The organism is Bacillus sp. FAU20 (assembly GCF_056033865.1).
This window is the reverse complement of record NZ_JBVYHY010000022.1, coordinates 135,770-160,988: the sequence shown is the minus strand read 5'-3', so window position 1 is coordinate 160,988 and position 25,219 is coordinate 135,770. Positions and strand designations below refer to the sequence as shown.

24 protein-coding genes are annotated in these 25,219 nt (G+C 36.0%); 12 read left to right on the top strand and 12 right to left on the bottom strand.

Annotated elements, in window-relative coordinates:
• Nucleotides 1–16 precede the first annotated feature (16 nt).
• On the top strand, nucleotides 17–1,351 hold the full coding sequence (pgtP, locus tag AC0OM3_RS19140; RefSeq protein WP_000477602.1) for an MFS transporter: 1,335 nt from the start codon (nucleotides 17–19) through the stop codon (nucleotides 1,349–1,351).
• Nucleotides 1,352–1,459: 108 nt separating this feature from the next.
• Here the strand turns inward: pgtP and AC0OM3_RS19135 are convergent, their stop codons facing one another.
• Both AC0OM3_RS19135 and AC0OM3_RS19130 read right to left on the bottom strand, forming a co-directional pair.
• The gene (locus AC0OM3_RS19135; protein ID WP_474212684.1) at nucleotides 1,460–1,972 is read right to left on the bottom strand and encodes a DUF3278 domain-containing protein; all 513 of its coding nucleotides are present in this window, start codon (nucleotides 1,970–1,972) and stop codon (nucleotides 1,460–1,462) included.
• A complete protein-coding gene (locus tag AC0OM3_RS19130) occupies nucleotides 1,973–2,164 on the bottom strand; it encodes a helix-turn-helix transcriptional regulator (protein ID WP_001067016.1) in 192 nt (63 codons plus the stop codon).
• A 342-nt stretch (nucleotides 2,165–2,506) separates the two neighbouring features.
• Here AC0OM3_RS19130 and AC0OM3_RS19125 point away from each other — a divergent pair, with 342 nt between their 5' ends.
• The 5 genes from AC0OM3_RS19125 (at nucleotide 2,507) to AC0OM3_RS19105 (ending at nucleotide 7,046) form a co-directional block, all read left to right on the top strand.
• Nucleotides 2,507–3,700, top strand: a complete 1,194-nt coding sequence (locus AC0OM3_RS19125; RefSeq protein WP_474212682.1) for an efflux RND transporter periplasmic adaptor subunit — start codon at nucleotides 2,507–2,509, stop codon at nucleotides 3,698–3,700.
• On the top strand, nucleotides 3,697–4,377 hold the full coding sequence (locus tag AC0OM3_RS19120; RefSeq protein WP_000631626.1) for an ABC transporter ATP-binding protein: 681 nt from the start codon (nucleotides 3,697–3,699) through the stop codon (nucleotides 4,375–4,377). Before AC0OM3_RS19125 ends, AC0OM3_RS19120 begins: the two co-directional genes overlap by 4 nt.
• Entirely contained in the window at nucleotides 4,374–5,573 is a 1,200-nt protein-coding gene (locus AC0OM3_RS19115) for an ABC transporter permease (RefSeq protein ID WP_000054349.1), read from the top strand. Before AC0OM3_RS19120 ends, AC0OM3_RS19115 begins: the two co-directional genes overlap by 4 nt.
• A 114-nt stretch (nucleotides 5,574–5,687) precedes the next feature.
• The gene (yknW, locus tag AC0OM3_RS19110; protein ID WP_474212679.1) at nucleotides 5,688–6,356 is read left to right on the top strand and encodes a YknW family membrane protein; all 669 of its coding nucleotides are present in this window, start codon (nucleotides 5,688–5,690) and stop codon (nucleotides 6,354–6,356) included.
• A gap of 219 nt (nucleotides 6,357–6,575) precedes the next feature.
• A complete protein-coding gene (locus AC0OM3_RS19105; RefSeq protein ID WP_089148620.1) occupies nucleotides 6,576–7,046 on the top strand; it encodes a sigma-70 family RNA polymerase sigma factor in 471 nt (156 codons plus the stop codon).
• 54 nt (nucleotides 7,047–7,100) lie between these two features.
• Here AC0OM3_RS19105 and AC0OM3_RS19100 read toward each other — a convergent pair whose 3' ends face one another.
• Nucleotides 7,101–7,577, bottom strand: a complete 477-nt coding sequence (locus AC0OM3_RS19100; RefSeq protein WP_000368311.1) for a competence protein ComK — start codon at nucleotides 7,575–7,577, stop codon at nucleotides 7,101–7,103.
• A gap of 190 nt (nucleotides 7,578–7,767) precedes the next feature.
• Here AC0OM3_RS19100 and AC0OM3_RS19095 point away from each other — a divergent pair, with 190 nt between their 5' ends.
• The gene (locus AC0OM3_RS19095) at nucleotides 7,768–8,166 is read left to right on the top strand and encodes a DUF4359 domain-containing protein (protein WP_000731405.1); all 399 of its coding nucleotides are present in this window, start codon (nucleotides 7,768–7,770) and stop codon (nucleotides 8,164–8,166) included.
• Nucleotides 8,167–8,187: 21 nt separating this feature from the next.
• Here AC0OM3_RS19095 and AC0OM3_RS19090 read toward each other — a convergent pair whose 3' ends face one another.
• Nucleotides 8,188–8,403: a DUF2922 domain-containing protein gene (locus AC0OM3_RS19090; protein ID WP_001197590.1), complete on the bottom strand. Its 216-nt coding sequence runs from the start codon at nucleotides 8,401–8,403 to the stop codon at nucleotides 8,188–8,190.
• 116 nt (nucleotides 8,404–8,519) lie between these two features.
• Complete coding sequence (locus AC0OM3_RS19085) at nucleotides 8,520–8,744, bottom strand: DUF1659 domain-containing protein (RefSeq protein ID WP_000963860.1); 225 nt, start codon at nucleotides 8,742–8,744, stop codon at nucleotides 8,520–8,522.
• A gap of 111 nt (nucleotides 8,745–8,855) precedes the next feature.
• Here AC0OM3_RS19085 and AC0OM3_RS19080 point away from each other — a divergent pair, with 111 nt between their 5' ends.
• On the top strand, nucleotides 8,856–9,341 hold the full coding sequence (locus tag AC0OM3_RS19080; RefSeq protein ID WP_001080707.1) for a VanZ family protein: 486 nt from the start codon (nucleotides 8,856–8,858) through the stop codon (nucleotides 9,339–9,341).
• Between the two features lie 72 nt (nucleotides 9,342–9,413).
• On the opposite strand, the gene AC0OM3_RS19075 is transcribed toward AC0OM3_RS19080, so the two are convergent.
• Entirely contained in the window at nucleotides 9,414–12,170 is a 2,757-nt protein-coding gene (locus tag AC0OM3_RS19075) for a DEAD/DEAH box helicase (RefSeq protein ID WP_000610126.1), read from the bottom strand.
• Nucleotides 12,154–13,773 (bottom strand): SWIM zinc finger family protein, encoded by a 1,620-nt coding sequence (locus tag AC0OM3_RS19070; RefSeq protein ID WP_474212675.1) that lies wholly within the window; start codon nucleotides 13,771–13,773, stop codon nucleotides 12,154–12,156. The genes AC0OM3_RS19075 and AC0OM3_RS19070 overlap by 17 nt, the downstream gene beginning before the upstream one ends.
• 158 nt (nucleotides 13,774–13,931) lie before the next feature.
• Between AC0OM3_RS19070 and AC0OM3_RS19065 the strand changes: the two genes are divergently transcribed.
• From AC0OM3_RS19065 to AC0OM3_RS19055, 3 genes are read left to right on the top strand one after another with little or no spacing between them, the layout of a single operon-like run.
• The gene (locus AC0OM3_RS19065; protein ID WP_001281753.1) at nucleotides 13,932–14,423 is read left to right on the top strand and encodes a zinc ribbon domain-containing protein; all 492 of its coding nucleotides are present in this window, start codon (nucleotides 13,932–13,934) and stop codon (nucleotides 14,421–14,423) included.
• A 5-nt stretch (nucleotides 14,424–14,428) separates the two neighbouring features.
• Complete coding sequence (locus AC0OM3_RS19060) at nucleotides 14,429–15,979, top strand: zinc ribbon domain-containing protein (protein WP_474212673.1); 1,551 nt, start codon at nucleotides 14,429–14,431, stop codon at nucleotides 15,977–15,979.
• A gap of 12 nt (nucleotides 15,980–15,991) precedes the next feature.
• Nucleotides 15,992–17,371, top strand: a complete 1,380-nt coding sequence (locus AC0OM3_RS19055; RefSeq protein ID WP_474212671.1) for a zinc ribbon domain-containing protein — start codon at nucleotides 15,992–15,994, stop codon at nucleotides 17,369–17,371.
• 90 nt (nucleotides 17,372–17,461) lie between these two features.
• Here AC0OM3_RS19055 and AC0OM3_RS19050 read toward each other — a convergent pair whose 3' ends face one another.
• Together AC0OM3_RS19050 and AC0OM3_RS19045 are read right to left on the bottom strand one after the other, a co-directional pair.
• On the bottom strand, nucleotides 17,462–17,764 hold the full coding sequence (locus AC0OM3_RS19050) for a DUF3910 family protein (RefSeq protein WP_001100117.1): 303 nt from the start codon (nucleotides 17,762–17,764) through the stop codon (nucleotides 17,462–17,464).
• Nucleotides 17,765–17,843: 79 nt separating this feature from the next.
• Entirely contained in the window at nucleotides 17,844–18,722 is an 879-nt protein-coding gene (locus tag AC0OM3_RS19045; protein WP_000733340.1) for a cell wall-binding protein EntA, read from the bottom strand.
• Between the two features lie 664 nt (nucleotides 18,723–19,386).
• Between AC0OM3_RS19045 and opuD the strand changes: the two genes are divergently transcribed.
• On the top strand, nucleotides 19,387–20,901 hold the full coding sequence (gene opuD / locus AC0OM3_RS19040) for a glycine betaine transporter OpuD (RefSeq protein WP_001230114.1): 1,515 nt from the start codon (nucleotides 19,387–19,389) through the stop codon (nucleotides 20,899–20,901).
• 677 nt (nucleotides 20,902–21,578) lie between these two features.
• On the opposite strand, the gene AC0OM3_RS19035 is transcribed toward opuD, so the two are convergent.
• The 3 genes from AC0OM3_RS19035 to AC0OM3_RS19025 all read right to left on the bottom strand — a co-directional run bounded on the left by AC0OM3_RS19035 (nucleotide 21,579) and on the right by AC0OM3_RS19025 (nucleotide 25,105).
• On the bottom strand, nucleotides 21,579–22,880 hold the full coding sequence (locus tag AC0OM3_RS19035) for a glycosyltransferase family 2 protein (protein ID WP_208906362.1): 1,302 nt from the start codon (nucleotides 22,878–22,880) through the stop codon (nucleotides 21,579–21,581).
• On the bottom strand, nucleotides 22,877–23,632 hold the full coding sequence (locus AC0OM3_RS19030) for a nucleotidyl cyclase domain-containing protein (RefSeq protein ID WP_000653233.1): 756 nt from the start codon (nucleotides 23,630–23,632) through the stop codon (nucleotides 22,877–22,879). Before AC0OM3_RS19030 ends, AC0OM3_RS19035 begins: the two co-directional genes overlap by 4 nt.
• A gap of 261 nt (nucleotides 23,633–23,893) precedes the next feature.
• On the bottom strand, nucleotides 23,894–25,105 hold the full coding sequence (locus AC0OM3_RS19025; protein WP_001051029.1) for a NupC/NupG family nucleoside CNT transporter: 1,212 nt from the start codon (nucleotides 25,103–25,105) through the stop codon (nucleotides 23,894–23,896).
• Nucleotides 25,106–25,219: the final 114 nt, after the last annotated feature.

Genomic DNA, 25,219 nt, shown 5'->3' with positions numbered 1-25,219 from the left:
AAGGAGACGAAAATATATGTTTAAATGGCTTAAGCCAGCACCTGCAATTGAAAGATTGCCAGCGGATATGATCGACCGTGTATATCGACTACTACGTATTCGTGTGTTAATCGGGATTTCAGTTGGATATGCTGCTTATTATTTAGTTCGTAGTAACTTTACATTATCAAGTACGTATTTAGTACAAGAATATGGTTTTAGTACAGCTGAAATTGGTCTACTAGGTTCAGTAATGGCAATTGTTTATGGATTTAGTAAGTTCTTTATGGGTAATTTATCAGATAAAGCTTTCGCCCAGCGCTTTATCGCAGTCGGTTTATTCTTATCAGGGCTTGTAAATATTTGTTTCGGCTTTGCATCATCATTTGGGATGATTGTTACATTACTTGTTGTTAACGGTATTGTACAAGGTATGGGAGCACCACCTTGTAGTATTGTTATGACGAAATGGTTCTCGAAGAAAGAACGTGGTACGAAAACAGGCCTTTGGAATATTTCACATAACGTTGGTGGAATGCTTGTGCCACCACTTGTCGGAATTGGTGTAGGTATTTTCGGTGAAAATCATTGGCAAGGCGGCGTGTTTATTTTCCCTGCGATTATCGCAATGGTAATTGCAGTTCTTGTTTGGATCAATGCGAAGGATACACCAGAATCTGAAGGTCTTCCTCCAATTGATGAGTATCGTAATGACTATGAAAATCTTGAAAAAGCAGATAATGCTAATAAGATGTCACCAAAAGAAATTTTAATGAAGTATGTAGTGAAAAATAAATTTGTATGGTTCTTATGTATTGCGAATGCTTTTGTTTATTTAATTCGTTTCGGTGTTATTAACTGGGTTCCACTTTATTTAACGACAGTTAAAGGATTTTCAAAAGCAGAAGCGCATGCGGCATATGCAATCTTTGAAGGTATGGCAATTCCAAGTTCATTAATCGTTGGTTTTTTAAGTGATAAATTATTTAAAGGAAAACGTATGCCATTATGTATTATTAGTATGGTTGGAGTTGTTATTGGTACGTTTATATATTGGCAAGCAACTAGCGTACTTGTTGTAAGTATTGCAGTTTCTATTATCGGTTGTTTAATCTATGTACCACAGTTCTTAATCGGTTTAAGTGCGATGGAATTAGTACCGAAATTTGCAGTTGGTACGACAGTTGGTATGTGTGGTCTATTCGGTTATGTAGGCGGAAGTCTTGTAGCTAACGCAGCAATTGGTGTTATTGTTGATAGTTCTGGCTGGGATGGTTGTTTCATCTTACTATTAACAGGAGCGGTTTTATCAACAATCTTCTTATTTATTGTTCAACGTGGACATGAGAGAAAAGATCCTAAAGTAGCGTAATATTTTGTTTGAAAAGCTATCCAATTGTGTGTGATTGGATAGCTTTTATATTAGAAAAAACAAACAGTATGTAAAATTGCAGTTTAATATATAAATGATTTTTGTTAATTAATATAATTTTTTTAGATTCCATAAACCAAATAGATACATAGTTATACCGAAAAATCCGCCAGCGCAACCCCAAAGCACAACATCAAATAAAGAAATAGAGATTTTTTCTGAACCTACATAGGGAAGGATATAATTCATAAAAACAAACATTTGAAAGCCCCAAAGTACACCTGCTTTCAAGCCAGCTTTTCTTAATTTTTTCTTGTGTTTTAAATATTCTTCTTTTGTTGCACATTCAGTCTCATTTAAACCTTTTTTCTTAAATTTAAAGGTTAAATAGTTAGCGTAAATCACATTAGATAGAAAAATAAATATAGTTCCTATAGATATTGTGTGGTTCATAGTATCAACAAGTAACATAATAAGCATTACCAACATATTTAACCACCACAAACCAATTCCAGCTACAGATAAATGTTTATTGATTTCTTGCTTTTGATATTCATCTCTCTCACTCATTGTTCCGACAAAACTATTATAGACTCTTTCTTTCCATTCAATTTTCATCATTTAATCTCCCTCCCAAAATAGACTGTTTAAATCTGTTTTTAGTGCTTTTGCTAATTCGATACATAAGGCTAAAGAGGGGTTATATTTATTGTTTTCAATTAAATTTATTGTCTGTCTCGCTACGTTAACTTTTTTAGCTAATTCTAGCTGCGATAGACCTTCAGATTTTCGATATTGTTTAACGTTATTCAAATATAACCCTCCCATTGATGGTTGTAGACCTCGTGTACCAAAATGTCAAATATATATGACAAAATAGCGATGGTGCAATTAGGAAAATGATTTTAATGATTCATTTTGGCAAGAAGTTTGTTAATAAAGAATGGCTTCCATTCAATTAAAATTACCCTTTTTCCTTTCCTTAAATCTATCTTAAAAGATATAATGTCATATTTCTAATCATTGGAATTTTTGTTACAATATAAATGGATGTGTAAAACTTTGTAAAAACATTGTAATAATATGTAATCTATTTTCAGAAAGTTTTATACAATTTTTATATTAAACTATTAAGTTATAAAAGGGAGAGAGACTATGTTACCAAATACGGTTCGTACTCCAAACAAGAAGAAGAAATGGATTATTATTGGGGTTATTGCACTAATTGTTATTGTAGCGGCAATTAATATTTTTGTTATGCAAGGTAAGAAGAAGGGTGCATCAACAAATGCTGATGCTGTAAGTTTTGAGAAAGTGACAGAACGTAAGCTGAATAATACGAAGTTAATTTCTGGTCAGGTGAAGCCTGGTAATATTGAAAGCTTCTATGCAGATCCGACCAAAGGGAAAGTGAAAGATATTGAGGTAAAAGAAGGGCAAGAGGTAGAGAAAGGCACGAAGTTATTCTCTTATGATAATGAAGAGATTAACCTTCAAATGAAGCAAGCAGAGCTTGATCAGAAGATGGCAGATATGCGTTATGATCAAGGGAAAAAGAAGATTGATTCGTTGAAGAAAGAAATTAAGAAGGCGAAAGATAGCGGAGCTGGGAAAGAAGTAACGGATCCGATGGACGAGCAAGTAAACGAGTTAGAGATAGGGCAAAAAACAATTGATCTTGAGAAAGAAAAAGGGAAGTTGCAGAAAGAAGAGTTAAGTAAGAAGCAGAAAGAACTTACGATTTATAGTAATTTTGCTGGTGTTATTCAAAAGTTAGATAAAGATGCGGCACAAAGTTCATCTCAAGCGTTAGGTGGTCAAGGAAAAGCGTTTTTACAAGTAGCTTCTAAAGATCCATTCCAAGTTCAAGGTACGTTAACTGAGCTTCAAAAGTCACAAATTCAAAAGGATCAAACATTCACTGTAACTGCAAAAGCAAATAATAAGAAGAAGTGGACAGGTAAGATTACAGAGGTAAGTGAGTTCCCAACAAGTGCAGAGATGGCGCAAGCTGGCGGCATGGGTGAAGCAACTCAAAATATGTCCCAATATACATATAAAGCTAGCCTTGATAGTCAAGACGGTTTATCTCCAGGTTACCACGTTTCTCTGCAAGTAAACTTAGAGAATAAGACGATGATTGCTGTTCCAAGTAAAAGCATTGTAGAAAAAGGTGATGATGCATTTGTTTATGTTGAGGAAAAAGGAAAGCTTCGTAAACAAAATGTGAAAAAAGGTTCTACTGATGGAGACTGGACAGAGGTTGTAGAAGGCGTAACAGTGGGGCAAAAGGTGGTTAAAAATCCTTCCGACGATGTGTATGACGGAATGGAAGTGAAAGAGAAATGATTACGTTAAATAATATTGCTAAAACGTATTATCAAGGAAAATTGGCGGTGCCGATTTTGCATGGTATTAGTTTAACAATTCAGAGCGGTGAGTTCGTTTCGATTATGGGACCGTCTGGTTCTGGTAAGTCGACGCTTATGAATATTATCGGTTGTTTAGATCGTCCAACAGAAGGTGAATATATGCTGAATGACGTGAATATCTTAACAGCAGACGAGTCAAAGCTTGCTTTAATTCGTAATGAATACATTGGCTTTGTATTCCAGCATTTTAATTTACTACCTCGTCTTTCAGCGGTGGAAAATGTTGAGCTTCCGCTCGTATATGGTGGCGTGAAGAAAGCAGAGCGTCGCAAGCGTGCTTTGGAGGCGCTAGGTAAAGTTGGATTGGCAGATCGCGTGCATCATTTACCAAATGAGTTATCAGGTGGACAGAAGCAGCGTGTAGCGATTGCAAGAGCGATTGCAAATAATCCAACGTTCATTATGGCCGATGAACCGACTGGTGCACTTGATACGAAGTCTGGTGAGCAAGTTATGAATATTTTCACGAAGCTTAATGCAGAAGGTACGACGATTGTTATGGTTACGCATGAAGAGGAAGTGGCAGCGTATTCTTCCCGCCGCATTGTACTGCGAGACGGGAAAGTTACAGAAGATAGAAGGTGTGCGGTATGAGTTTACTAGATAGTATAAAAATTGCCCTCTCTTCTATTTTAGCTCATAAATTGCGTTCAGCTCTTACGATGCTCGGTATTATTATCGGGGTAGGTTCAATTATTACTGTCGTTGCGATTGGGCAAGGCGGGGAAGCTGCATTGAAATCGCAGTTCGTTGGGGCAGGTAATCAAACGGTTCCGATTCATTATAGTGCAGATATAAACGATCCTTTCGGTATGGGAATGGTAGAAGCACCGAAGATAACTGAAGAAGACATTTTTGAAATTAAAAAAATTCCAGAAATTTCACATGTGGTAACAACAAATTCCAGCATGGAACCACTTGATATTGAAGATAAAAAAGAAATGGTGAGTATTACTGGATTAGATAGCGAGTACTTTGCAGTAAATAAAGTAAAGTTGTTAAAGGGACGTTCTTTACAAGAATCAGATGTGGATCAAGGTAATAACGTTGTTATGATTAGTAAACAAATGGAAGAAAAGGTGTTTAAGGATGCCAATCCAGTCGGTAAAATTATTGAAATGAAAGGTCAACCGATGCAAATTATCGGTGTCTACAAATCAGATAATGAGTTTATGGGAATGGGACCATCAGAAGCACTAGTTCCAATTTCGTTATGGCCGACACTGTATGGAAAAGATGAAATTCAAAATATTTCTGTTCAAGCAAAAAATGTAGATAATCTAGAAAAAGCAGGTAAAAAAGCTGCAGATGTTTTAAATAGTCGTAAACCGACTGATGCAACTGGTAAATATGAAGTTATGAATTTAAAAGAAATTCAAGAAGGTATTTCGAAGATGACCGGTATTATGACAATGATTATCGGTGGTATCGCTGGTATTTCATTAGTCGTTGGTGGAATTGGTGTTATGAACATCATGCTTGTATCTGTAACGGAGCGTACACGTGAAATTGGTGTACGTAAAGCACTCGGAGCAACACGTAGTAAAATTTTATTACAGTTTTTAATTGAAGCTGTTATGTTAACACTTCTAGGTGGTTTAATCGGAATTGGTCTTGGGTATGGCGGAGCATATATCGTTTCTACATTCGCAAAATGGCCGCCACTCGTTTCATGGGAAGTTGTCGTTGGAGGCGTACTGTTCTCGATGACACTCGGTATTATTTTCGGATTAATTCCAGCAAATAAAGCTGCAAAATTAGATCCAATTGAAGCATTGCGTTATGAGTAATTAATAGTGTAGTAGAACTACACATTACCGTTCTAGTGGGCGGTTCGTAGCCTCTTGCATGAGGAAGTGAACCGCCCGTTAGAACGGGTTATATAAATAGAAGGAGGCGTTATAATGGAAGCAAATATTAATACGCAAGATGTAGGTACGAAGAAGCCATCATTATTAGGAATGATTACTTCTCCAGGTGAGCAGTTTGAGAGAATGAAAACGAGTAATGCAGTTTGGGGTGCATTTTGGCTACTCGTTTTAATAGCTGGGCTTGTTGGTGGATTTGCTGCTTATGTATATTCTCTAACACCGGAAGCAATTGAGCTTAATAAGGAATTAGGTGTTACTGTTTCAGCTGCAATGACATATGGTATGGGATTTGGGATAATTGCTATTAGTATGGCATTTGTCTTTCTACTTAGTGCTGTGGTGTATAAAGTGTTAATGGTATTTATAAGCAATGATACTTCTTATAAAAAATTATTAGCGATTACTGTATATTCAAGTGTTATTTCATTACTAGGTTTATTAATAAATACGATTTTAGCATATATCTTAGGTGGATCGGGTCAAGAAATGTACACTGGCCTAGAACCGATTTTTGCTTCAAGTAGTGGTGTTGTAAAAGGTATTGTAAGTAAATTTGAAGTGTTTACAATTTGGGGATATGCAGTTACATGGCTAGGTCTTCAAATTACAGCAGGTTTAACTAAAAAGCAGGCAACAATTATTACTATTGTTTTCTTTGTTTTAACTCTTGGAATGGGAGCTTTACAAGGTATGTTCCAATAAGGAAATAAAATAGAAAAGGTGACTCTTCAAAGGAGTCACCTTTTTTATTTCTACCCTTACTTCAAATACCACCAACAAAATTTCAAATACTACATAGTGTAATTTCAAATTCTGTCGGTAGTATTTGAAATTACTCACAGTGAAATCTTTTCTTTGTTTTTATATTGTGAAGGTACCGCGGAATACTAGAAAGGTATACCTTTTAGAAACGGGTACTGTGTGAAGCCAGCGACTTTTAAAGAGGCAGTTGTTTTGTATGAAGGGATGATTGTAAATCAAATAAAGAAATTAGGTATTCGTAAAGATTATGAAGAGTATTATCAATGTGGTTTAATTGGTCTTTGGCATGCGTATGAAAGATTTGATGCAAAGAAGGGATGTTTCCCTGCATATGCAGTTGTAACGGTGCGAGGTTATATATTAGAGAGATTGAAGAAAGAGTTCGCAGTGCAGGAGAGATGTGTATGTGTAGGAGAGTATGAGGATATCTTTCATTTTGAGGATGTTGAAATAAGAGTGAAGGATTTTATGAGCGTGTTAGATGAGAAGGAGAAGTATATTATTTTTGAACGCTTTTTTGTAGGGAAGACGATGGGGGAAATCGCTTTAGAGACGGAAATGACATATTATCAAGTAAGATGGATGTATCGGCAAGCACTCGAGAAAATGCGAGATAGTGTAAGAGGATAAAAATAGCAAATAGAATGGAAGGTAAGGAGATACTACCTTCCATTCTACTTGTTATTAAGGTGATGAATCTTGCATGTTCATTTGGGATAATACATATCCAGCTTTCCATAATTGCTGACTTAACTTATGGGAACTAATTTGTATCGTTACGGTAGTTCCGTTTGAAAAATGAATTTTAGCTTGTTTAGCTTTTTTGAAAAACTCTATTGTATGAACATGTTTGAAGAAAAGCCAAATACAATTTGGAGAAGCAGGAGATTCTGTTGGGAAAGCACAAATATATTCTCTATGATTGATCGGAATTGGAACGTTTTGTTTAAATTTAAATTTTGTTTTTACGGCATTACGTCTCCCTTGATAAGTAGAATGAATATTTGTTAGACAAGATTTCTGTATAAGTTGGAGAGCAGTTTGACAGGAGTAAAGATGGTTTCCGCTACTGTCGATAATTTTTGTACGGTAATAAGGGTGTTTACATGGTTCAAGCATCATTGTAGAACTAGAAATAAAAATGTTGTTTTCATTATCCATAATTCTATATCCTCCCTTATAATTTTAATTCTTAATATAATTATATATAAATTAAGTAAATTGATTGTTAATATTCTATTTCATATTGTAAATTTTGGCTATTCGTTTACAATCAATAGGTGATAGTCTTTCTAATTTGCATCGCTTGTACATATATATGAAAATAGAAAAGAGTAGGCGGTGATATAGTATGAAGAAAAAGTATATTATTATGGCTTTAGTTGTCGTTCTCCTAGTATATTTAGCAAACAGTAATCCGAGTAAGGGCGAATATACAGAATGGGCAGCGAAGCAGTTTATGAAGCGTAATGATGTGAGTAAGAAGCTAGATGAAGTTCAAAAAGAGAATGAAGAGGGTCTCCTTGGCGACTTGGCATCGGCCGGTAAAAAGTTAGCGAAAAAGTATGTTGAGCCACAAGTTGGGTTATTAATTGATCATTATACGAAGCGAAATGATTATATATTCTTCTCAACATATACGACTGAGTTTGATATAGGTGAAGAACATTATAAGTACGTATGCGTCGGTTTTTCAAAGATTTTTATTCCGATTGAAATGCCGAAGAAAAAAGACGAATCTGCAAAATGATGCAGATTCGTCTTTTTCATTTTATAGAGTAATTGGAACTTCAGATACATTTTTTTCTATAAGGCGAGCTCCCTTTTTTCTTGTATTTTCATCAATGGATGAAAATACAGATGAGGCAAGGATTGTATCCATTACTTGATTTACGACTTGTGCATCAATTGGTGTGATGGGCGTATCGATAGAAAAAACGACTGTTTTTCCATCTTCTTTCGCGAAAATCAACTCTAGTACTTGCATGTGTTATTCCCTCCTTTGTATTTATCCCGCTATTTACGGGATTCGGGTCTGCCGGTTAAATTGCGGGCTAATAATCAATGGGGATGAATAAAATCCCCACTGATCTGAGTTTTACTTTATAGTTTAGAAAGATCTGATGTGCTTACAAGTTGTACAGCGTGAAGTGGTGATGCCTGTAAGGAAGCAAGAGCATGAGCTACGTCGTGTACTTGATCTAAGCTTGCATTTGTTTTAACACGTTTAAATTGTTTGCTCTTGAAAACTGTTTTGCCGTTCTTATCTAATCCGTTGTTTAATACTAGACGTAAAGTTAAATCCATTACGATTGTTTCAATTGCCATGTGTATCACCTCCTTTCACTTTATAAATAGGGCGTGAATGTCATGTTTTGGCGTGAAATTTTTTCTTTTTTTTGGTACCCTTAAAAGATTAAGAGAGGAGAATTCTGGATAATGAATCGTAAATGGTTATTTTGGATTCCTGTATTACTATGGATGGGGCTGATTTTCTATTCTTCGGCACAACCATATAAAAAGCAGGATATGCGTTCAGATATTGAACAATATGTAAATGTTGAATTTGTGAAAGAGCATTTTTCATGGGTATCTATCGATTATGGTGGAGGAACACCTGTTAGTATTGCGAATAAAGGTGTAGGCGGATTTATTGAGTTTTTCCTTCGTAAAGGTGCTCATTTTATGGTGTTCTTTATGCTAGGTTCATTGATTTATTACGCTTTTCATCGATCAGGTCATTCGAGGAAAAGATGTTTTATATATGCCCTTCTTTTCGTTGCGGGTTATGCAACATTTGATGAGATTCACCAATGGTATACGGGGGACCGTACACCAATGTGGCAAGATTCATTGCTTGATACGTGCGGCGGATTAACAGGAATTATAATAAGTAATTGGTTTTGGAATAGAAAAAAGCGCTAATCTCATTTTGAGATTAGCGCTTTTTTTGCGGGTAGTAAAACTCTACGTAACTGGCCTGATTAAAGTTTCACTTTATACACCAAGTAATTCTTTTAGTTCGTCTGTTGATAGTTCAGTCATCCAACTATCGCTTGTGATGACCGCATTGTTTAGAGATTGTTTTCTTTCTAGCATTTCATCAATTTTTTCTTCTAATGTTCCTGTTGTAATGAGTTTGTGAACATGAACAAATCGTTTTTGACCAATGCGATATGCGCGGTCTGTTGCTTGATTTTCCACAGCTGGGTTCCACCAACGATCGTAGTGAATGACATGGTTGGCAGCGGTTAAGTTTAATCCTGTTCCGCCAGCTTTTAAGGATAAGATGAAAATGTCATACGTTCCGTTTTGGAACTCCTCAATCATCTTGTCACGATCTTTTTTCGGTACACTACCGTTTAAGAAGAGGACACGCTGGCCAAATTGTTCTTCTAGCACACGTTTTAGCATGTTTCCCATGCCGATGTACTGAGTGAAGATGAGGCAACTTTCATTTTGATCTTTTATATTTTCGATGAGCTCCATTAACGTTTTTGTTTTCATAGAGCGTTCAACGACATTTTGTGGTTCTTCTTCTTTTAAATAAAGAGCAGGATGATTACAAATTTGTTTTAGCTTGTTCAACATAAGTAATATAAAGCCGCGTCTTTCAATTCCGCTTAATCCTTCTACATTTTGCAGTGTATCTTGAACAAGTTGTTCATATAAGGAAGCTTGTTCACCAGTAAGAGGACAGTAAGCTTTTTGTTCTTGTTTATCTGGTAAATTTAATGCGACTGTTTGATCTTTCTTCGTTCGGCGCAGTAAAAATGGTGAGATAAACCGTTGAACTTGCTGGATTTTTCCTTCATCACGATCTTTTTCAATCGGTGTGACGAAGCGGCGTTGGAATTGTCCTAAGCTTCCGAGATATCCATGATTAATAAAGTCGAAAATGGACCAAAGTTCAGCGAGGCGATTTTCCATTGGTGTACCAGTTAAAGCGATTTTGTGATTTGCCTGCAAGTTTCGTACTGCTTTCGACTGTTTCGTATGTGGGTTCTTAATATTTTGTGCTTCATCCAAAATAACAGCATCCCAGCATAATGAAGTCAGTTCTTCCTCATCGAGTTGAGCCAATGCATAAGATGTTAATACAACATCTGCTGATTGAAGGAAATCTTCAAATGAATTGCCCTTATCTCTATTACTTCCGTAATGTAATTGGACACGTAAATTTGGTGCGAAACGCTCAAATTCCTTTTGCCAATTTCCAAGAACAGATGTCGGCGCTACGATTAATGCAGGGCCTGTTTTGAGATTGTTTTCTTTTATATATAGTAAGTAAGAGATTGTTTGAATACTTTTCCCGAGTCCCATATCGTCAGCTAGCAATGCTCCAAATCCAAGCTTCCGTAAATATAATAACCATTCAATACCGTGTTGTTGATACGGACGAAGTGTTGCGTTTAGTGAAGTAGGGACATCTACCTTTGGAATATCTCCAATATGAAGCAGCTTTTGGAATAATTCCTCATAATATCCATCTAGTTCGATTTCAATATCAGTAAACGGACTATCATCTTCTACAATTTCTGTTTCAGCCGTATTTGATAAATGTTGCTGCAGGACATCTTTCATCTCTAGTCCGTACTTATCGGCACGGTTCATGAGTTTCCTTACTTCTTCGATAAAGGCTGGATCTAGTCGCATCCATTGACCGTTTATATTAAATAGACGTTTGTTTTGTTCAACGAGCTCGAAAAATTCGCTTTCTGATAAATCAATGCCGTTCGTCGAAATGCGCCAGTCAAAATTAACGAGCGTATTCATACCGAAGAACGATTGTGTTTGTGCTGTATTTTGCTTCAACTGGACACGTAATTTCGGTTTTGTTGCTTTTAAATTTTGCCACCATGATGGTAGTAAAATTGTAATGCCGGCTGCAAGTAATTCGTTGCTTGCATCTGTTAAGAAGTTCCAAGCTTCTGTTTCAAAGAGCTCATTTCGGAATGTATCTCCTTCTTTTAACCACGGTATGAGCTTACTAAAACCTTCTTGTGTTTCTGTAATCCGTTCTTCGTAATCGTGCCATCTTTTCGGTAAGGAATCGATGTTTTCATATACATATATGCGATGAGCCCCGCGCTTTGGTGTCACAATTGTTTCAAGCTTCCACATTTCAAATTCTTCTTGTGGTTCTTGTAGTCTTAGTCCGATTGTAAACGGAAGATCATCTTCAATATAACCAATTTTTCGAAGCCAATCTTCTTCATGTAGTGCTGTTTCCAATTGTCTTTTCGTAAAGTCGTAATGTTCATATAGCCTTTTAGCATCTTCCCAGCCGTCATTTGAGCGATTATCTTGTAATATGCTTTCATTAACTGCTGCTGAGAAAAGAGATGCTAATGTGTCATCTTCAATTGGTGTATTTTGAACTTTCCAAGATGGCTGTTTAGGCCAATGATTCATATCTGGTACGAAGCTACCACTTGTAAAGGCGTTCCATAATTCATTTGCATCTTTTGTAAGTGCTGTAATAGGTCCGTTTATGTGCATATGTGCAAATGAATTCATTGGTTTGTTTGCAATGTATTCAAAGGCTTGTGCATTTGTTAGTAGCACACCTTGTTTTCCTTCGAAGGTTGCTTCTTTTAGAGAAGTACCGTAGAAAGAAGTGGAGTGCCATGTGAATGCATTTCGTTTCCAACTTGTTACGGATAATGGAGTACCGCTGTCATCTTCTCCCCAAAGGAACCAACCTTGACTAACATGCTGGAGCCTAATTGTTACTTCAGTTTGATTGATCATCGATTAATTTTCCTTTCCGTAATTCCTCTTGTAGTGCACGCAGACGTGAATGGAGATTGGCGATGTGAATAATGAAAGCATCCCATTCATCGGTACGTTTTAATCGTTTATACAATGTACGTAATTTCTTTAAGTAACGAACTGCGCGTTTATATGATTTACGATTTCGTTCTTCAATCGCCTCTACAGCAGCAAGATGGTAAAGAGGAAGTGCCGCTTCTGGCGCTTCTTTTTCAATATCTTTCAGTGGCTCTTTCAACAGCTCAATTGCTTCAAATCCATATAGGAGATGAAGCTCTGCCCATGTACGATACTGTTTTTTCGCGAGTACGTACTGTTCATAGTTTGTGAAACTATACGGTAATAGTTCTTGTAAGATCATTTCGAAACCAGCTTGTTCATTTGTATGTGTTGCATATGTTTCATACATGATTACAAATAGCCGAACGACATCTTTTATGAAAATCGTATTTTCGTGATCTTGGATCGTTTTCTTTACTTGTTTATACGTAAAGGAAAGCCAGTTTTTTGCACGATCCCAATGCATGGCACTTAATAGTTCTTCTAACCAATAGAAGTATAGACTCACAACAGAAGCAGGCTGTTTTTTTAGTAAGTCCATCGCTAGTAGATCTTCGTCATTTAAAAAGAGAAGATGAGAAGACGCTAACGCTTTGGATAGTGGATTGATTTTCGTATCGATTCGTTTTTCTTCTTCTTGTATTTTCTCTTTATTGTTTAAAAGTTCACTCCATATGTGACGATAAATGAAAAATCGCTCTTGCGTATAAGCGTCGGTAGAGAAGAATACTTCATGAACAAGACGAGCTGTTTCTTGCAAAATTATTTCAGACTCTGAAGGAATCGCTTCTGATTGTAAGTCCCGAACGATGGATTCCACTTTGTCTACAAATAGGCGAATGACATTAACAGGTTGGTGATAAGAATACGTTTTGTTAGCTTCGAATGCCTGAATTTCTTCTAATAATTTTTGAAAGCAGTACAGTGCTGCGTGTAACCTGAATAATTCATGTATGGCGATGACGCGCGGAGCTTTCCGCTCAAGTTTCGTATAGAAATCTGTAAAGATACTCATAAGAAAATACATTTGTTTATAAGTAAGGCGAGCTTGTTCTTTTTTAAATGATTCATATTCTTTTTCAAAATAAGATTCCCAACTTTTATAATCCGTTTCTTCAAAAGCTGATGATTGCAATACTTGTCTTGCAGTTCGAATAGGAGGAAGGGAAGGTTTCGTATTATTTTTAAATAAAGTTAATACATCTCCTACTTGCCCGAAACTAGAAGCTGCAGATAGTAATACAGCGAGCATATGCTCACATTGTGTTGGTGCGAAGCAATCACAATAACTTTCAGCGACGTTACGAATCGGAATATGAACGCTATATACGTTGCCTTCCGCATCTACAGTTCCTGATAGTGTATAACCATCAAAGTCAACGTTATAGACAACACCACTACGATATAGGTGCCGAGCTGTAGCGACATGTTCCTGATCAGCTGTTTGCTGTGGATCTAGTCCTTGAACGAACTCATTCGCAATCATCATAATTTCATCTTTCGTAATTGAGTGTTGCAGCATAATATTCCTCCGTACACATATTTCTTTCCTTTACCATTATAAACAAAAAATGCTCAAAACAGAAAAAATGAAATTTGGATTACATAACTTGAAAATCATGGTAATATATAAAATGTTAATTTCGTATATGAATATATACGTATAGGAGGAGAAATAATTTGTCAGATTTACAGACGAAGTTAGGTAGTGGAATGAATAAGTTACAAGAAGGAATAGAACAAGGGAAAATGAAGTTGCAAGTTGCACAAGAAATTGCTCAATTGAAAAAGGGAATGCAAGTGCAAATGCAGAAAAAAGCAGAGGTTCTATTAGAGGTTGGACAGCAAGTGTATGTTCAATTAAGAGGAAGTGGAGTAAATGAAGCGAGCTTAAAAGAAATGATTGCTCCAGTTCAAGAATTTGATGTAGCTATTTATCAAGCAAGAAAGCGCATTGTTGAATTGCAAAAACAACAAGGTGAAAAAGCTACATGTGAATGTGGTGGACCTTTATCAATAAATGATAAGTTTTGTGGTTCATGTGGAAAGCCTAACCCGATGTTAGCAGTAGAAAATGAAGGTGAAACGGTAAATTGTATTTCATGTAATGAGCATATCGATAAAAACTCTACTTACTGTCCAGTTTGTGGAATTAAGCAAAGTGGGGAGTGAATTAAATGTATTGTCGCACATGTGGAAAACAACATGGTGAAGAAGTAAATTATTGCCCAAATGAAGGTAGTATGGAGATTGCAGGAGCTATAGATGCAGTAACATTAGAAAAAGATACTGCAAAATACTGCAAAGGTTGTGGCAGTGAAAATGCCCAAAAAAATTTATATTGTAAAAAGTGTGGGTATTCTTTATCTGTTGTGAAGAAAAAAGAACAATCTGTAAAATTGCCTACAATGGATGGTGCTCCTAAAGTTGAATTTAAAGCAGATAAAGCCGTTTTACAAAAAGGTTTGATTGGTGGGGCTGTTGCAAGTATTCTCATGTTAATTGCTGGTTGGATTGGTAGTTTATTATTTGCCTCTATGTTAAGTGAGATGTTTAGCAAATTTGCGAAAGAATTAGAAATGTTGCCAAGTTTTTATTCGAGTGCAACTTCTACGATGTTAAGTTATCATTTACTTGGTTTTACAGCTAACGATGATAGTGGATTGATATTTTCTTTATCTTGGCATACTCCATTTACATTATTATTAATCATTCCATTTATTATTTTTGCTGGTACAGGAATTTGGTTAGGGAAACAGCATGTTGCGAAAACGATTAAAGATCAAATCTTTATGGCAGCAACAGTTGGTATTATTTATGGAGTCTTTTTATTCATTATAAGTTTTATAGCATCACAATCTTTTGCAATTCCATTCTCAGAAGCAGGTAAGATTACGGTTGGCTATTCAGCGATTAAGAGTTTATTGAGTGGTTTTGTATGTGGGACATTATTTACCTTATTAGGATTTATTGCTCATACAAGCAAAAACAATATGGCAGCAGCATTTCAAGAGTTAATGCCATATGGAGAGTCTGTTTATTACGGTGTTTCAGCTATGATAAAAGGACTTTTAGTAACAGCAGTAGCGGTTTGTATTATGGCGTTAGTAAGTAAGGAAGATGGTATTGAACCATTAAAAGAAATAACAACTTTAAAATCTGAAAGTACATTATTAGCATTAGAGTTAACACCTCAATTATGGAGTATGGCTCATTTTGCGCCGTTAGAAGTATCAAGTCCAGCACTTAGTAAGGAATTTACTAGAATTGGTAAGAAATCAAATACATATGAGAGCACACTATCGTTTTCATTTATATCAGGCGTCTCTGTAAATGGCGTAGAGCTTAGAGAGATATTGATTTCAAAAGGAGCAAATGAGGAAAGCCTTGCAGAATTTGATAAAGTGAATAACGTATTCCATTACGGTTTATTACTGCTTATTATTCCGTTGTTCTTTATGTTTAGAGCGGGAAGAAAGTTAGCTAAATTACCGACTGCCAATATATATATTACATTAGCGGTATGCAGTGGTTCTTACACAATTATGATGATTGTAATGAATATGATTTCTAAGTTCCAAATTAATGTTTCAGGAACTGTAACAAGTTTATTTGGAACAAGTGGAACAGTACTATCTATGCAAAATTCATTTATATATTTAACTTTGTTTAGTCTTATTGTGACATATGTAGCGGCATTTGCTGGAATGAAATTAGCTAAAAAATAGGAGGAGAGCACGTTGAAGTTTTGTGGAACATGTAAAAAGAATGTTGCAGACCATTTGAACTTTTGTCCTGAGTGTGGGAGTAAAGTAGAAGTAATCGTTGATAACACTGCTGCTTCATATACAGAATTACAAAGCGAGACAAAACCAGTGAAAAGTAAGAAAAATTTATTTTTAATCATTGGTTTTGCCATTATTGCTGCATTATTATTTGGGGCATATAAATTTGGAGCATATAAGTTTTCAAAAGAAAAGCAAGTAAATGTAATGATTGAAGCATTCCAAAAGAAAGATATTAATGCAATTGATGAGTTTGTAAAAGCGAATGATTCAAGCTTAAAGATTAAGACAGAGGATATTAAAGCGTACATGCGTTATTTAAAAGAGAATCCTTCTTACAACAAACAATTACTTTCTTATTTACAGAAAGAGACAGTAGATCAAAAGTTAACAAAAGATAAACCTTCATTTAAGGACGGGGAAATAGTAGAAGAGGGAAAAGAGTGGTTCTTATACCCAAAGTATAAGTTCAGCATGAAATCTTATTATATGAGCGTTAGTACAACTGCAAAAAACGCAGAAATATATGTGAATGACAAAAAAGAAACAGAGCTTTCTAGTGATAAAACTTCGAAAGAGTTGGGGCCATACTTCCCAGGTACATATGTTGTAAAGGCAACGGCGAAGACAGAACTTACTGAATTAGAAACAGAGAAAGAAGTAGATTTAGCGGATGAACAGAGCGAGAAGGTGAAAGTGGATTTATCGCTTGAAGGCAAGTATGTAAGTATTTCTTCTGATGAAAGTGATGCAACTGTATTTGTGAATGGGAAAAAACGTGGAAAATTAAATTATGGAAGTTATAAGCTTGGCCCTGTATCCACAGATGAAACAGTAGAAGTACATTTAGAGAAAACTACTGATTTTGGTGTGATGAAATCTGAAAGTGTTAAAATTGGAGACCAAAGCACGTATTACTTAAAATTCCCGGAAGAAACATCAAGTTCAGCAGTGGGCGAATTTGTAAGAAATCATATTTATGATAACGTACGTGCAATTTCATTAAATGATTTTAGTTTAATTGAAAATAATTATGATAAGAGCGGGAAATCGTATAAGGAAGACCGTGATTATATACAGTATTTACACAAAAAAGGAATTACAGAAGACTTATTAACGATGGAAGTTCGTAATGTAGAGCGTCAAAGTGCTACGAAATATAAAGTAACGACATATGAAGAGTATCATATTCGTTACGGTGATGGATCTGTGAAGTTCAAAAGTTTTAATAACGAACATATTGTAACTGTGAATGGAAATGGAAAGATGTTGTATCATTCTCTTGGTGCAAATAATACGTTGAAATCAGAAGATGTATCTGGTCCAACTCGTTAATATGAGAGAGGCTGTTCAATATTGAACAGCCTCTTTATTTTGTAGCTAAATCAATATTTCGTGCCAAACCGTTGATATCTTTTTTTACAATTATGAGTGCGTTTCCTTTAATATCGCTTGTACATACGGATCATGTAATATTTGCTCTATAATTGGTAACATGTTTTGTTCAAATGGAATGTCGATAGGAAATGGCTTTTGTGAGCCAGGTTTGATTCCATATCGGACAAATTTGTGATGTGTATTTTCTTCAGACTTGAGCATAATTAATTTATATCGATTGTCATCACCAGCGAGTGAAAAGTCAATGGAAGTAGCGTCGTATGCTACTTCATCTTTATATATATACGGTTTTGGTGTACCGATCCAGTCTACTTTTGCTTCTACATTCATGGATATAACCTCCTTATATGTATTATAAAAAAATAAAAGCCAGCTCTCAACAAGGAGAACTGGCTTCAGCAGTCATTGGTTATTTTAAAATTTTCACTTTAACAGTTTTGCGTCCCCATTTTTGAGCAGCACTATCTGATCCAAGCAGGATGTCGATACGGTTACCTTTAATTGCACCACCAGTATCTCCAGCGATAGCTTCTCCGTAACCTTCTACCCATACTTTAGATCCTAATGGGATTACTTTCGGGTCAACAGCGATCATTTTCATGTTTGGATTCGCAGTTAAATCATGACCCATTGCAGTTAATACACGGCCGCCATATGTGCCACCGTTTTCGCTCGGGTGAGCTGTATATGCTGTAGCTACCACAGTTAACTCACGACCACCAGATGGTGTGCTAGTTTCAGCAGCTTTCACAGCAGGCTTAGCAGCTGGTTTTGCTTGTGCTGCAGGTGTTTGAGCCTTAGCTGGTGCTTCAGCTTTAGCAGGGGCAGTTGTTTCTTGTTTCTCAATCACAGGTGCTGTACCTGTTAAGAAAGGAACATGAACATAAGCTGTTTTCCCGTTATATTCAAATTGTAACCACTCATTTTGTACTTGGTTCGTTGTTTCGATTACATCGTCTTTCTTCAACTTTCCAAGAATTTCTGAGTTTGTGTTCGCTTCAGCACGTACGTTTAATACGTTAGCTGTTACGTAGTAGATGCTTTTTGTGAACTCTGCACTTACGAATGCGTCTTTACCGTCTAAAGTAACTTTTGACCATCCGTTTTCTGTATTTTGAACATCTATTTTATTACCGTTTAGTAATTTACCGACAACTTTTGATTCCGTAGTAGGGTTTTCGCGTACGTTTAGTACGTCTGTTGTTACAACAGTTTCTGCATTAGCAGATGATGTGAAAATCCCAAGACCAAAAACTGCTGCTGTTGCTATACCAATTAATTTTTTCATGATAGCCTCCATTGCGTTTGTTTTCGTGTCCTCATTATAGCAACAGATTTTTTCGGATTTGGGGAAAACACACAATTACAAACCATTCGTAATCAGTCGTTAATATCCTGTAATATAACAAAAAATATAGGAAAGCGTTTTTCATTCTATATGACTCATAGGTTTCTAGTTATATTCGAAATATTTAATACAACATGTTTTTTTCGACATAAATAAAAATATTACAAGGGTGTTACATGATGTTTACTAAACGATTACATTCCTTGAGTATTTTACCGTTTTATGGGTAATATAGTTATATAAACATAAACATTTTGTTTGTGAAGCTATAAACACGTGCTATATACTAGCAAAAAAACCGCATAATTGTTACAAAACGAAAGGGTTGCAAGGAAGAACTTTGCCCTTTTTTACATATGTAACACATCCTTTTTTAGGAAAATACATTCCTATCCGCGTTTTTCTCACACAATTTGACAGCAGTATTTCTAACTTGTAGCTCTTGCAGAGTGAAAAGGTTATACGAAAGGTAAGGCTGTCCATAAGAATTCGAATTGGTGAAGGTGAAAGTAAGAAAATCACCGCAAAATTATAGTTTTCTATCCGATTTTACATATCGGAATTTATGTTATTTACAAAAACGAAACCTACGAAGGGGGATTTGATGAGGAAACTGACAAAAACATTCATCGTTTCATTAACATTATGTATTGCATTTACAATTTGGGGGATTATTCCCGAATCTATTATTGGAAAAGGTAGCTTAGGAAATGTAACAACCGCAATTCAAACTGCATTAGTTAGTAAGTTCGGGTGGTTTTATATTATTTCCGTTTCTATTATTTTAGGTGTGTCTATCTTTTTAATTGTTTCGAAATACGGTTCTATTCGTTTAGGTAAAGATGATGACGAACCTGATTATAGTTATATGACATGGTTTGCTATGTTATTTAGTGCTGGTATGGGTATCGGCTTAGTCTTCTGGGGCGTTGCCGAACCATTAAACCATTTATACGCACCTCCGTTTGGAGAAGGTGCAACTGAGGAAAGTGCGCGCCTTGCACTGCGTTTTTCATTTTTCCATTGGGGATTACATCCTTGGGGACTATATGCGTTTGTAGCGTTATGTATTGCTTACTTTACCTTTAGAAAAGGAAAAGCAAGTACGATTAGTGCGACAGTAGGTCCGTTATTTAAGGGCGGGGAACACGGGCGTATTGCTCATTCATTTGATGTGTTAGCTGTTTTCGCAACTGTGTTTGGTGTTGCAACGTCATTAGGTCTCGGGGCGAAACAAATTGCAGGTGGTGTTAGTTATTTAACATCTATCCCGAACTCATTAACGACTCAGTTAGTTATTATTGCAATCGTAACAGTATTATTTATGTTATCTGCGCAAACAGGTCTTGATAAAGGAATTAAATATTTAAGTAATACGAACATTATTTTTGCGTTTGCACTTATGATTATTGTATTATTTGCGGGTCCAACAAACTTTATTATGAATTACTTCACTTCAACAATCGGTTCTTACATTCAAGAATTGCCAAGCATGAGCTTCCGTTTAAGTCCATTAGACGAAGGTGGAAACCAATGGATTCAATCGTGGACAATTTTCTATTGGGCATGGTGGATTGCATGGTCACCGTTCGTAGGTACGTTTATTGCTCGTGTTTCACGAGGACGTACCATTCGTGAGTTTGTAATCGGTGTGTTACTCGTACCGACAATAATTGGTGCCCTTTGGTTCTCTGTTTTCGGCGGAACAGGTATTCATATGGAGCTGTTTGGTGATGCACATATCTTTGAAAAAATTAAAGAGATGGGAACAGAAGTAGGATTGTTTGCTATGTTTGATCAGATGGGAAGCTTTGGATCAGCTTTATCTGTTCTAGCGATTCTTCTTATTTCTACATTCTTTATTACATCTGCAGATTCTGCGACATTCGTTTTAGGGATGTTAACGACACATGGTAGTTTAAACCCACCAAATCGCATTAAAATGATTTGGGGTATCGTTCTAGCCGCGCTAGCTTCTATCTTATTATATGTTGGTGGATTAGAAGCCTTACAAACGGCAGCTATCATTGCAGCATTCCCGTTCGTCTTTGTTATTTTCTTTATGATGGCAGCATTATTTAAAGAGTTACAAAAAGAAGGACGTAGGAAGCGTCATTAATAATAGAAGGAAAAGAGCTGATTTCATATCAGCTCTTTTTTTATACCTCTATTTGCCGAGCAGTAAGAACACCACCTCAAAATTCAGCAAAAGCAAATAAGTCGAGCTACTTGTAAAAGCCCGATTGGTGATGGCTAATTAAAGTTTCACTTTATATAGAAGGAATTTGAAATGCGGGTAGGGGAAATAAAATACTTTATCATATAAGTAGTATGCCTTTTATACGAAGGGAAATCGATTAGTTTCGACAATTTTCGATATCTTTCAAATTCTATTCATATTTTTGTCAAAAATATGTCGGAAATGTGTTGTCACTTTTATATATATGTGCTATATTATTTCCTGTAAGCGATTTCAAATAGTTTTAAAGCGCATTCAAGGGGGACATCTAGAATAATGAAACGTTACGAAAGAAAGTGGAAGCATATTTGTTTGAAACGTGTGGCACATCGTAGTGTCCAAGAAAGCACGGAACCTAAGACTGAAACGCGCAAAGAACAGCAAGAGAAGCAATTGGTTCTACAAAAATAGCAATCACTTTTTCGTATATAAATGAAGGTCGATCGTTCGTTGGGGGATGGACGTGAAATTACTTTCAGCTAAGGGGTATTGTCTGATATATAATTTATACGGCAATAAATAAGCACAGAGCATACGGCGCTCTGTGCTTATTTTTATTATTTATCTTTTTTAAATCGAACTGTCTTATCCCAGCCAATGACTTGTTTCTTGCTCTTTGCACGTAAGTATAAGATTAAGCTACGAATAAATAAGTACGTAAAGAGCTGTGCGTACGTAAAGTACATAATAACGCTAATAAAAATATTAGTCGGTGTAAAGGTTCGTTCGACACTCTGGGCACTAAATAATTGAGAAACATATGTAATATATGCGACATACCACATAAATAGTAGCGGAATGCTATATTGAATTTGGAATATCCCGAGTAGCCCAATTACAAACCAAACGTTTGAAATGATTAGGAATAGCCAAAATACAACATACACTAGAACTTGTTGTAAGGAATGAACAAGCAGCTTTCCTTTAAAGAAACTTAATGATGAGAACATTTTTTCTAAAATATATAAATTCCCTTGGAGCCAACGTGTACGTTGTTTAATAAGAATTTTTAAATGCTCTGGTTCTTGTTCCCAAGTAATTGATTCTGGGACGATTGGTAAGAGATAACCTTTTTGTGTAATTCGTAATGTTAATTCAGCATCTTCTGCAATTGCATAAGGATCATAGCCACCAAGCTCTTCTAGTGCGGAGCGACGAAGAAGCATATTTGTTCCTGTCAGTGAGCCTGTTTGGAATAGTAACCAGCGTCCAGATTGCATAAGGAGCTGGAAGATTTGAAATTCCAGTGAAATCATTCGCGTCAGCCAGTTTCGCTTTTCGTTTACTGTACGAACATGTCCAACAGCTCCAACAGCATCTTCAGTTGTTTCAGCGTGCTCTACAAGCATTCGCAGTGCGTGTGGTTCAGGTTGGTTATCTGCATCGTACACACAGAAGTATTCACCATCTGAAATACTAAGCCCATAGTTTAGTACACGTGATTTACCCTTCGGTTCACCAGGGGGAACACGAATGTGGCGAATATGAGCATAAGCCTTGTCAAAATCATCGCCGATTTCAGGTGTTTCGTCTTGAGAGTTATCATTTAATAAATAAATAGTTAGCTTTCCAGGATACTCAATCTTAGCCATTGCTTCTAAAGTATCTTTAATAACGACGCCTTCATTATGGGCAGGTATGAAAATATCGACGCTCGGATAATGTTCTAATGTACGATCTTTTCGTTTACTATTTCGGTGAATTAGGCCCGCGATTGTTAAGAAAGAGTAGTAAACGAGTAAGCCAGAGAATAGAAAAGCCGTAAAAATAAGTACATATTTAATTGAAAATGTGATACTGATCCAAAAAACGAGTACGCAAAACAGAAGGAATAAAAGAAGTATAACGAGAGTCATCATAACAGGGTCTGTCCTTTGTTTCCAATTTGCTCGCGTGAAATTTTTATATCTCGGATTGCTTCAGCAGCAAGCCATTGCTCCATTTTTGGCTTTAGGCGGTTCATTACAATGTCAGCACCAGCTTCATTTGTGTTTTGTAATAAAATAACTAGCGTATTATTATCATATTCAGCAGCAAGGTCAAAATCATTCCTTACCGTTTCAACTAATAAGGAAGCTACACGGTCCATAACACTTTCCTTCGTATATTTACTAAAGGAAGTGAAATCAAAGTAAATGATAAAGCCTGTTTCATTGCGACGATTCATTGCAGTCGTTAATAACGCTTGGCGTCTCTCGAATTCTTGTCTTGTTAGTAATTTGGATTCTCCAATATATTGTTCCAATGTTCTCACACGCTCAGTTAAAGTTTTATTTTCATGAATCACTTTTTTCAATAGGTGAGTTGTTATATATACAATGAAGAAGTTAGCTGCCATCAGGAAGTGGATAATCATATATTGCCATTGATCTGATGTACTCCATAAATGAAGCCATGCTTGATAAAACAAATAAAATACGGAAATAATGGTTCCTAGTATGAAGAAAACAAATGCTGTTTTGTCAGCTAAAAATAAGAATAGTACGTTTACGATTACGTATATTATTGTAAAAATGAGCGCATGCTCATATTTCGTCACATATACAGTAGTAAAATAAAATACAATTTGTAAAATCCACATAGAGAGGATTTTATAGAACTTATCTTTCACAAAACTTTCCTCCTTAAAGCTATTTCATCAATAGATACTTGTAGTATGCGCAATTATTAAGAAATTGACCATGCCGTGAAACTCTTTTGAAGGGCAACAACAAGTAGTATCTCTATTTTCATAAGAAAAATAAAAAGACTTAAACATTATTGTATCATAATGTACTTATATTTAGGATAAATTGATTAATAGATACATAAAAGACGTTTGGATTGCATGAAAAAAGTCTCCTCTTGTAGAAAGAGAAGACTCTATATAAGTTTATAGGAACATCATACCTGCAACTGCTGCATTTAAGAAGTTCGCTAATGTACCAGCGATAACTGCTTTAATCCCTAATTGTGCAATTTGTTTACGGCGAGTAGGAGCTAGTGTTCCTGTTACACCTAATTGAATTGCGATAGAAGAGAAGTTTGCAAATCCACAGATTGCGAATGTTAAAATTAGATTTGTTTTGTCAGAGAACTCTGCCATGTGTGGTCCTAAATTTGCGTATGCAACGAATTCGTTGATTGCAAGTTTTTGACCGATAAAGCTTGCTGCTTGTATCGCTTCACCAGGAGAAACCCCGATTAAGATTGCGAATGGTGATAATAAGTAACCAAAGATTAAATCGAGGCTAAGTTTAATATCGAACAGAGAACCAACCCATCCTAATAATCCATTTAATAAAGCGATTAATGCGATGAAAGCCATTAACATTGCTGCTACGTTAATAACCAGTTGCATACCTTCAGATGCGCCGCGTGCAGCTGCATCAATAACATTTGCGTCTTCACGTTCTGTAGAAAGTTCAACGTTATTATCTACTTTTTCTGTCTCTGGCATGATTAGTTTCGCAATTAATAAGCTCGATGGAGCCGCCATAATTGCAGCTGCTAATAAGTGCTCTAACGGAATACCCATTGCTGCATAACCGACAAGAACAGATCCAGCAACAGCTGTCATACCGCTTACCATAATAGTGAAGAATTCACTATTTGTTAAGCGTGCTAAGTAAGGTTTAATTAAGATTGGAGCTTCAGTTTGTCCTAAAAATACAGTCGTTACTGAGTTTAGGCTTTCTGCTTTAGAAGTTCCAAGAAGTTTACTTAATGCACCACCAACGATGCTAACAAATTTCTGCATAATACCAAAATAATATAAGATTGCTACTAATGAACTAATAAATACGATTGGAAGTAGTGCTTGAATAAAGAATACAAATCCCCAAGGTCCCTTTGCGTTGACTAAATCCCCAGTAACGAACTTAATACCCTCGTAAGAAAAATTAATTAATCCTTGAACACCGTCAGCAGCGTGTTTTAAACCTGCTTTACCAGCGTCCCATCGTAATACGATAAATGAAAATGACATTTGTAATGCTAGCGCAATTAAAATTGTGCGCCAATTAATAGCTTTGCGGTTGGAAGATAGTAAGAAAGCAATTGCTAATACTCCAATCACGCCGCCAATTCCCCATAAAAGATTCATGCAGTGTATGCTCCTTCCTCATAGTAAAAACAGTGTATAAACCAGTTGTCTATACGTTTACGAATATAACATCTTTAGTAACTTATCATAATGGACATCGGAGGTCAAACGTCT

What these genes read in the sequence shown, in the direction of transcription:
- pgtP (WP_000477602.1), top strand. Translation starts at nt 17, where the DNA reads ATGTTTAAATGGCTTAAGCCAGCACCTGCAATTGAAAGATTGCCAGCG.
- AC0OM3_RS19135 (WP_474212684.1), bottom strand. Translation starts at nt 1,972, where the DNA reads ATGATGAAAATTGAATGGAAAGAAAGAGTCTATAATAGTTTTGTCGGA.
- AC0OM3_RS19125 (WP_474212682.1), top strand. Translation starts at nt 2,507, where the DNA reads ATGTTACCAAATACGGTTCGTACTCCAAACAAGAAGAAGAAATGGATT.
- AC0OM3_RS19120 (WP_000631626.1), top strand. Translation starts at nt 3,697, where the DNA reads ATGATTACGTTAAATAATATTGCTAAAACGTATTATCAAGGAAAATTG.
- AC0OM3_RS19115 (WP_000054349.1), top strand. Translation starts at nt 4,374, where the DNA reads ATGAGTTTACTAGATAGTATAAAAATTGCCCTCTCTTCTATTTTAGCT.
- yknW (WP_474212679.1), top strand. Translation starts at nt 5,688, where the DNA reads ATGGAAGCAAATATTAATACGCAAGATGTAGGTACGAAGAAGCCATCA.
- AC0OM3_RS19100 (WP_000368311.1), bottom strand. Translation starts at nt 7,577, where the DNA reads ATGGATAATGAAAACAACATTTTTATTTCTAGTTCTACAATGATGCTT.
- AC0OM3_RS19095 (WP_000731405.1), top strand. Translation starts at nt 7,768, where the DNA reads ATGAAGAAAAAGTATATTATTATGGCTTTAGTTGTCGTTCTCCTAGTA.
- AC0OM3_RS19090 (WP_001197590.1), bottom strand. Translation starts at nt 8,403, where the DNA reads ATGCAAGTACTAGAGTTGATTTTCGCGAAAGAAGATGGAAAAACAGTC.
- AC0OM3_RS19085 (WP_000963860.1), bottom strand. Translation starts at nt 8,744, where the DNA reads ATGGCAATTGAAACAATCGTAATGGATTTAACTTTACGTCTAGTATTA.
- AC0OM3_RS19080 (WP_001080707.1), top strand. Translation starts at nt 8,856, where the DNA reads ATGAATCGTAAATGGTTATTTTGGATTCCTGTATTACTATGGATGGGG.
- AC0OM3_RS19075 (WP_000610126.1), bottom strand. Translation starts at nt 12,170, where the DNA reads ATGATCAATCAAACTGAAGTAACAATTAGGCTCCAGCATGTTAGTCAA.
- AC0OM3_RS19070 (WP_474212675.1), bottom strand. Translation starts at nt 13,773, where the DNA reads ATGCTGCAACACTCAATTACGAAAGATGAAATTATGATGATTGCGAAT.
- AC0OM3_RS19060 (WP_474212673.1), top strand. Translation starts at nt 14,429, where the DNA reads ATGTATTGTCGCACATGTGGAAAACAACATGGTGAAGAAGTAAATTAT.
- AC0OM3_RS19050 (WP_001100117.1), bottom strand. Translation starts at nt 17,764, where the DNA reads ATGAATGTAGAAGCAAAAGTAGACTGGATCGGTACACCAAAACCGTAT.
- AC0OM3_RS19045 (WP_000733340.1), bottom strand. Translation starts at nt 18,722, where the DNA reads ATGAAAAAATTAATTGGTATAGCAACAGCAGCAGTTTTTGGTCTTGGG.
- opuD (WP_001230114.1), top strand. Translation starts at nt 19,387, where the DNA reads ATGAGGAAACTGACAAAAACATTCATCGTTTCATTAACATTATGTATT.
- AC0OM3_RS19035 (WP_208906362.1), bottom strand. Translation starts at nt 22,880, where the DNA reads ATGATGACTCTCGTTATACTTCTTTTATTCCTTCTGTTTTGCGTACTC.
- AC0OM3_RS19025 (WP_001051029.1), bottom strand. Translation starts at nt 25,105, where the DNA reads ATGAATCTTTTATGGGGAATTGGCGGCGTGATTGGAGTATTAGCAATT.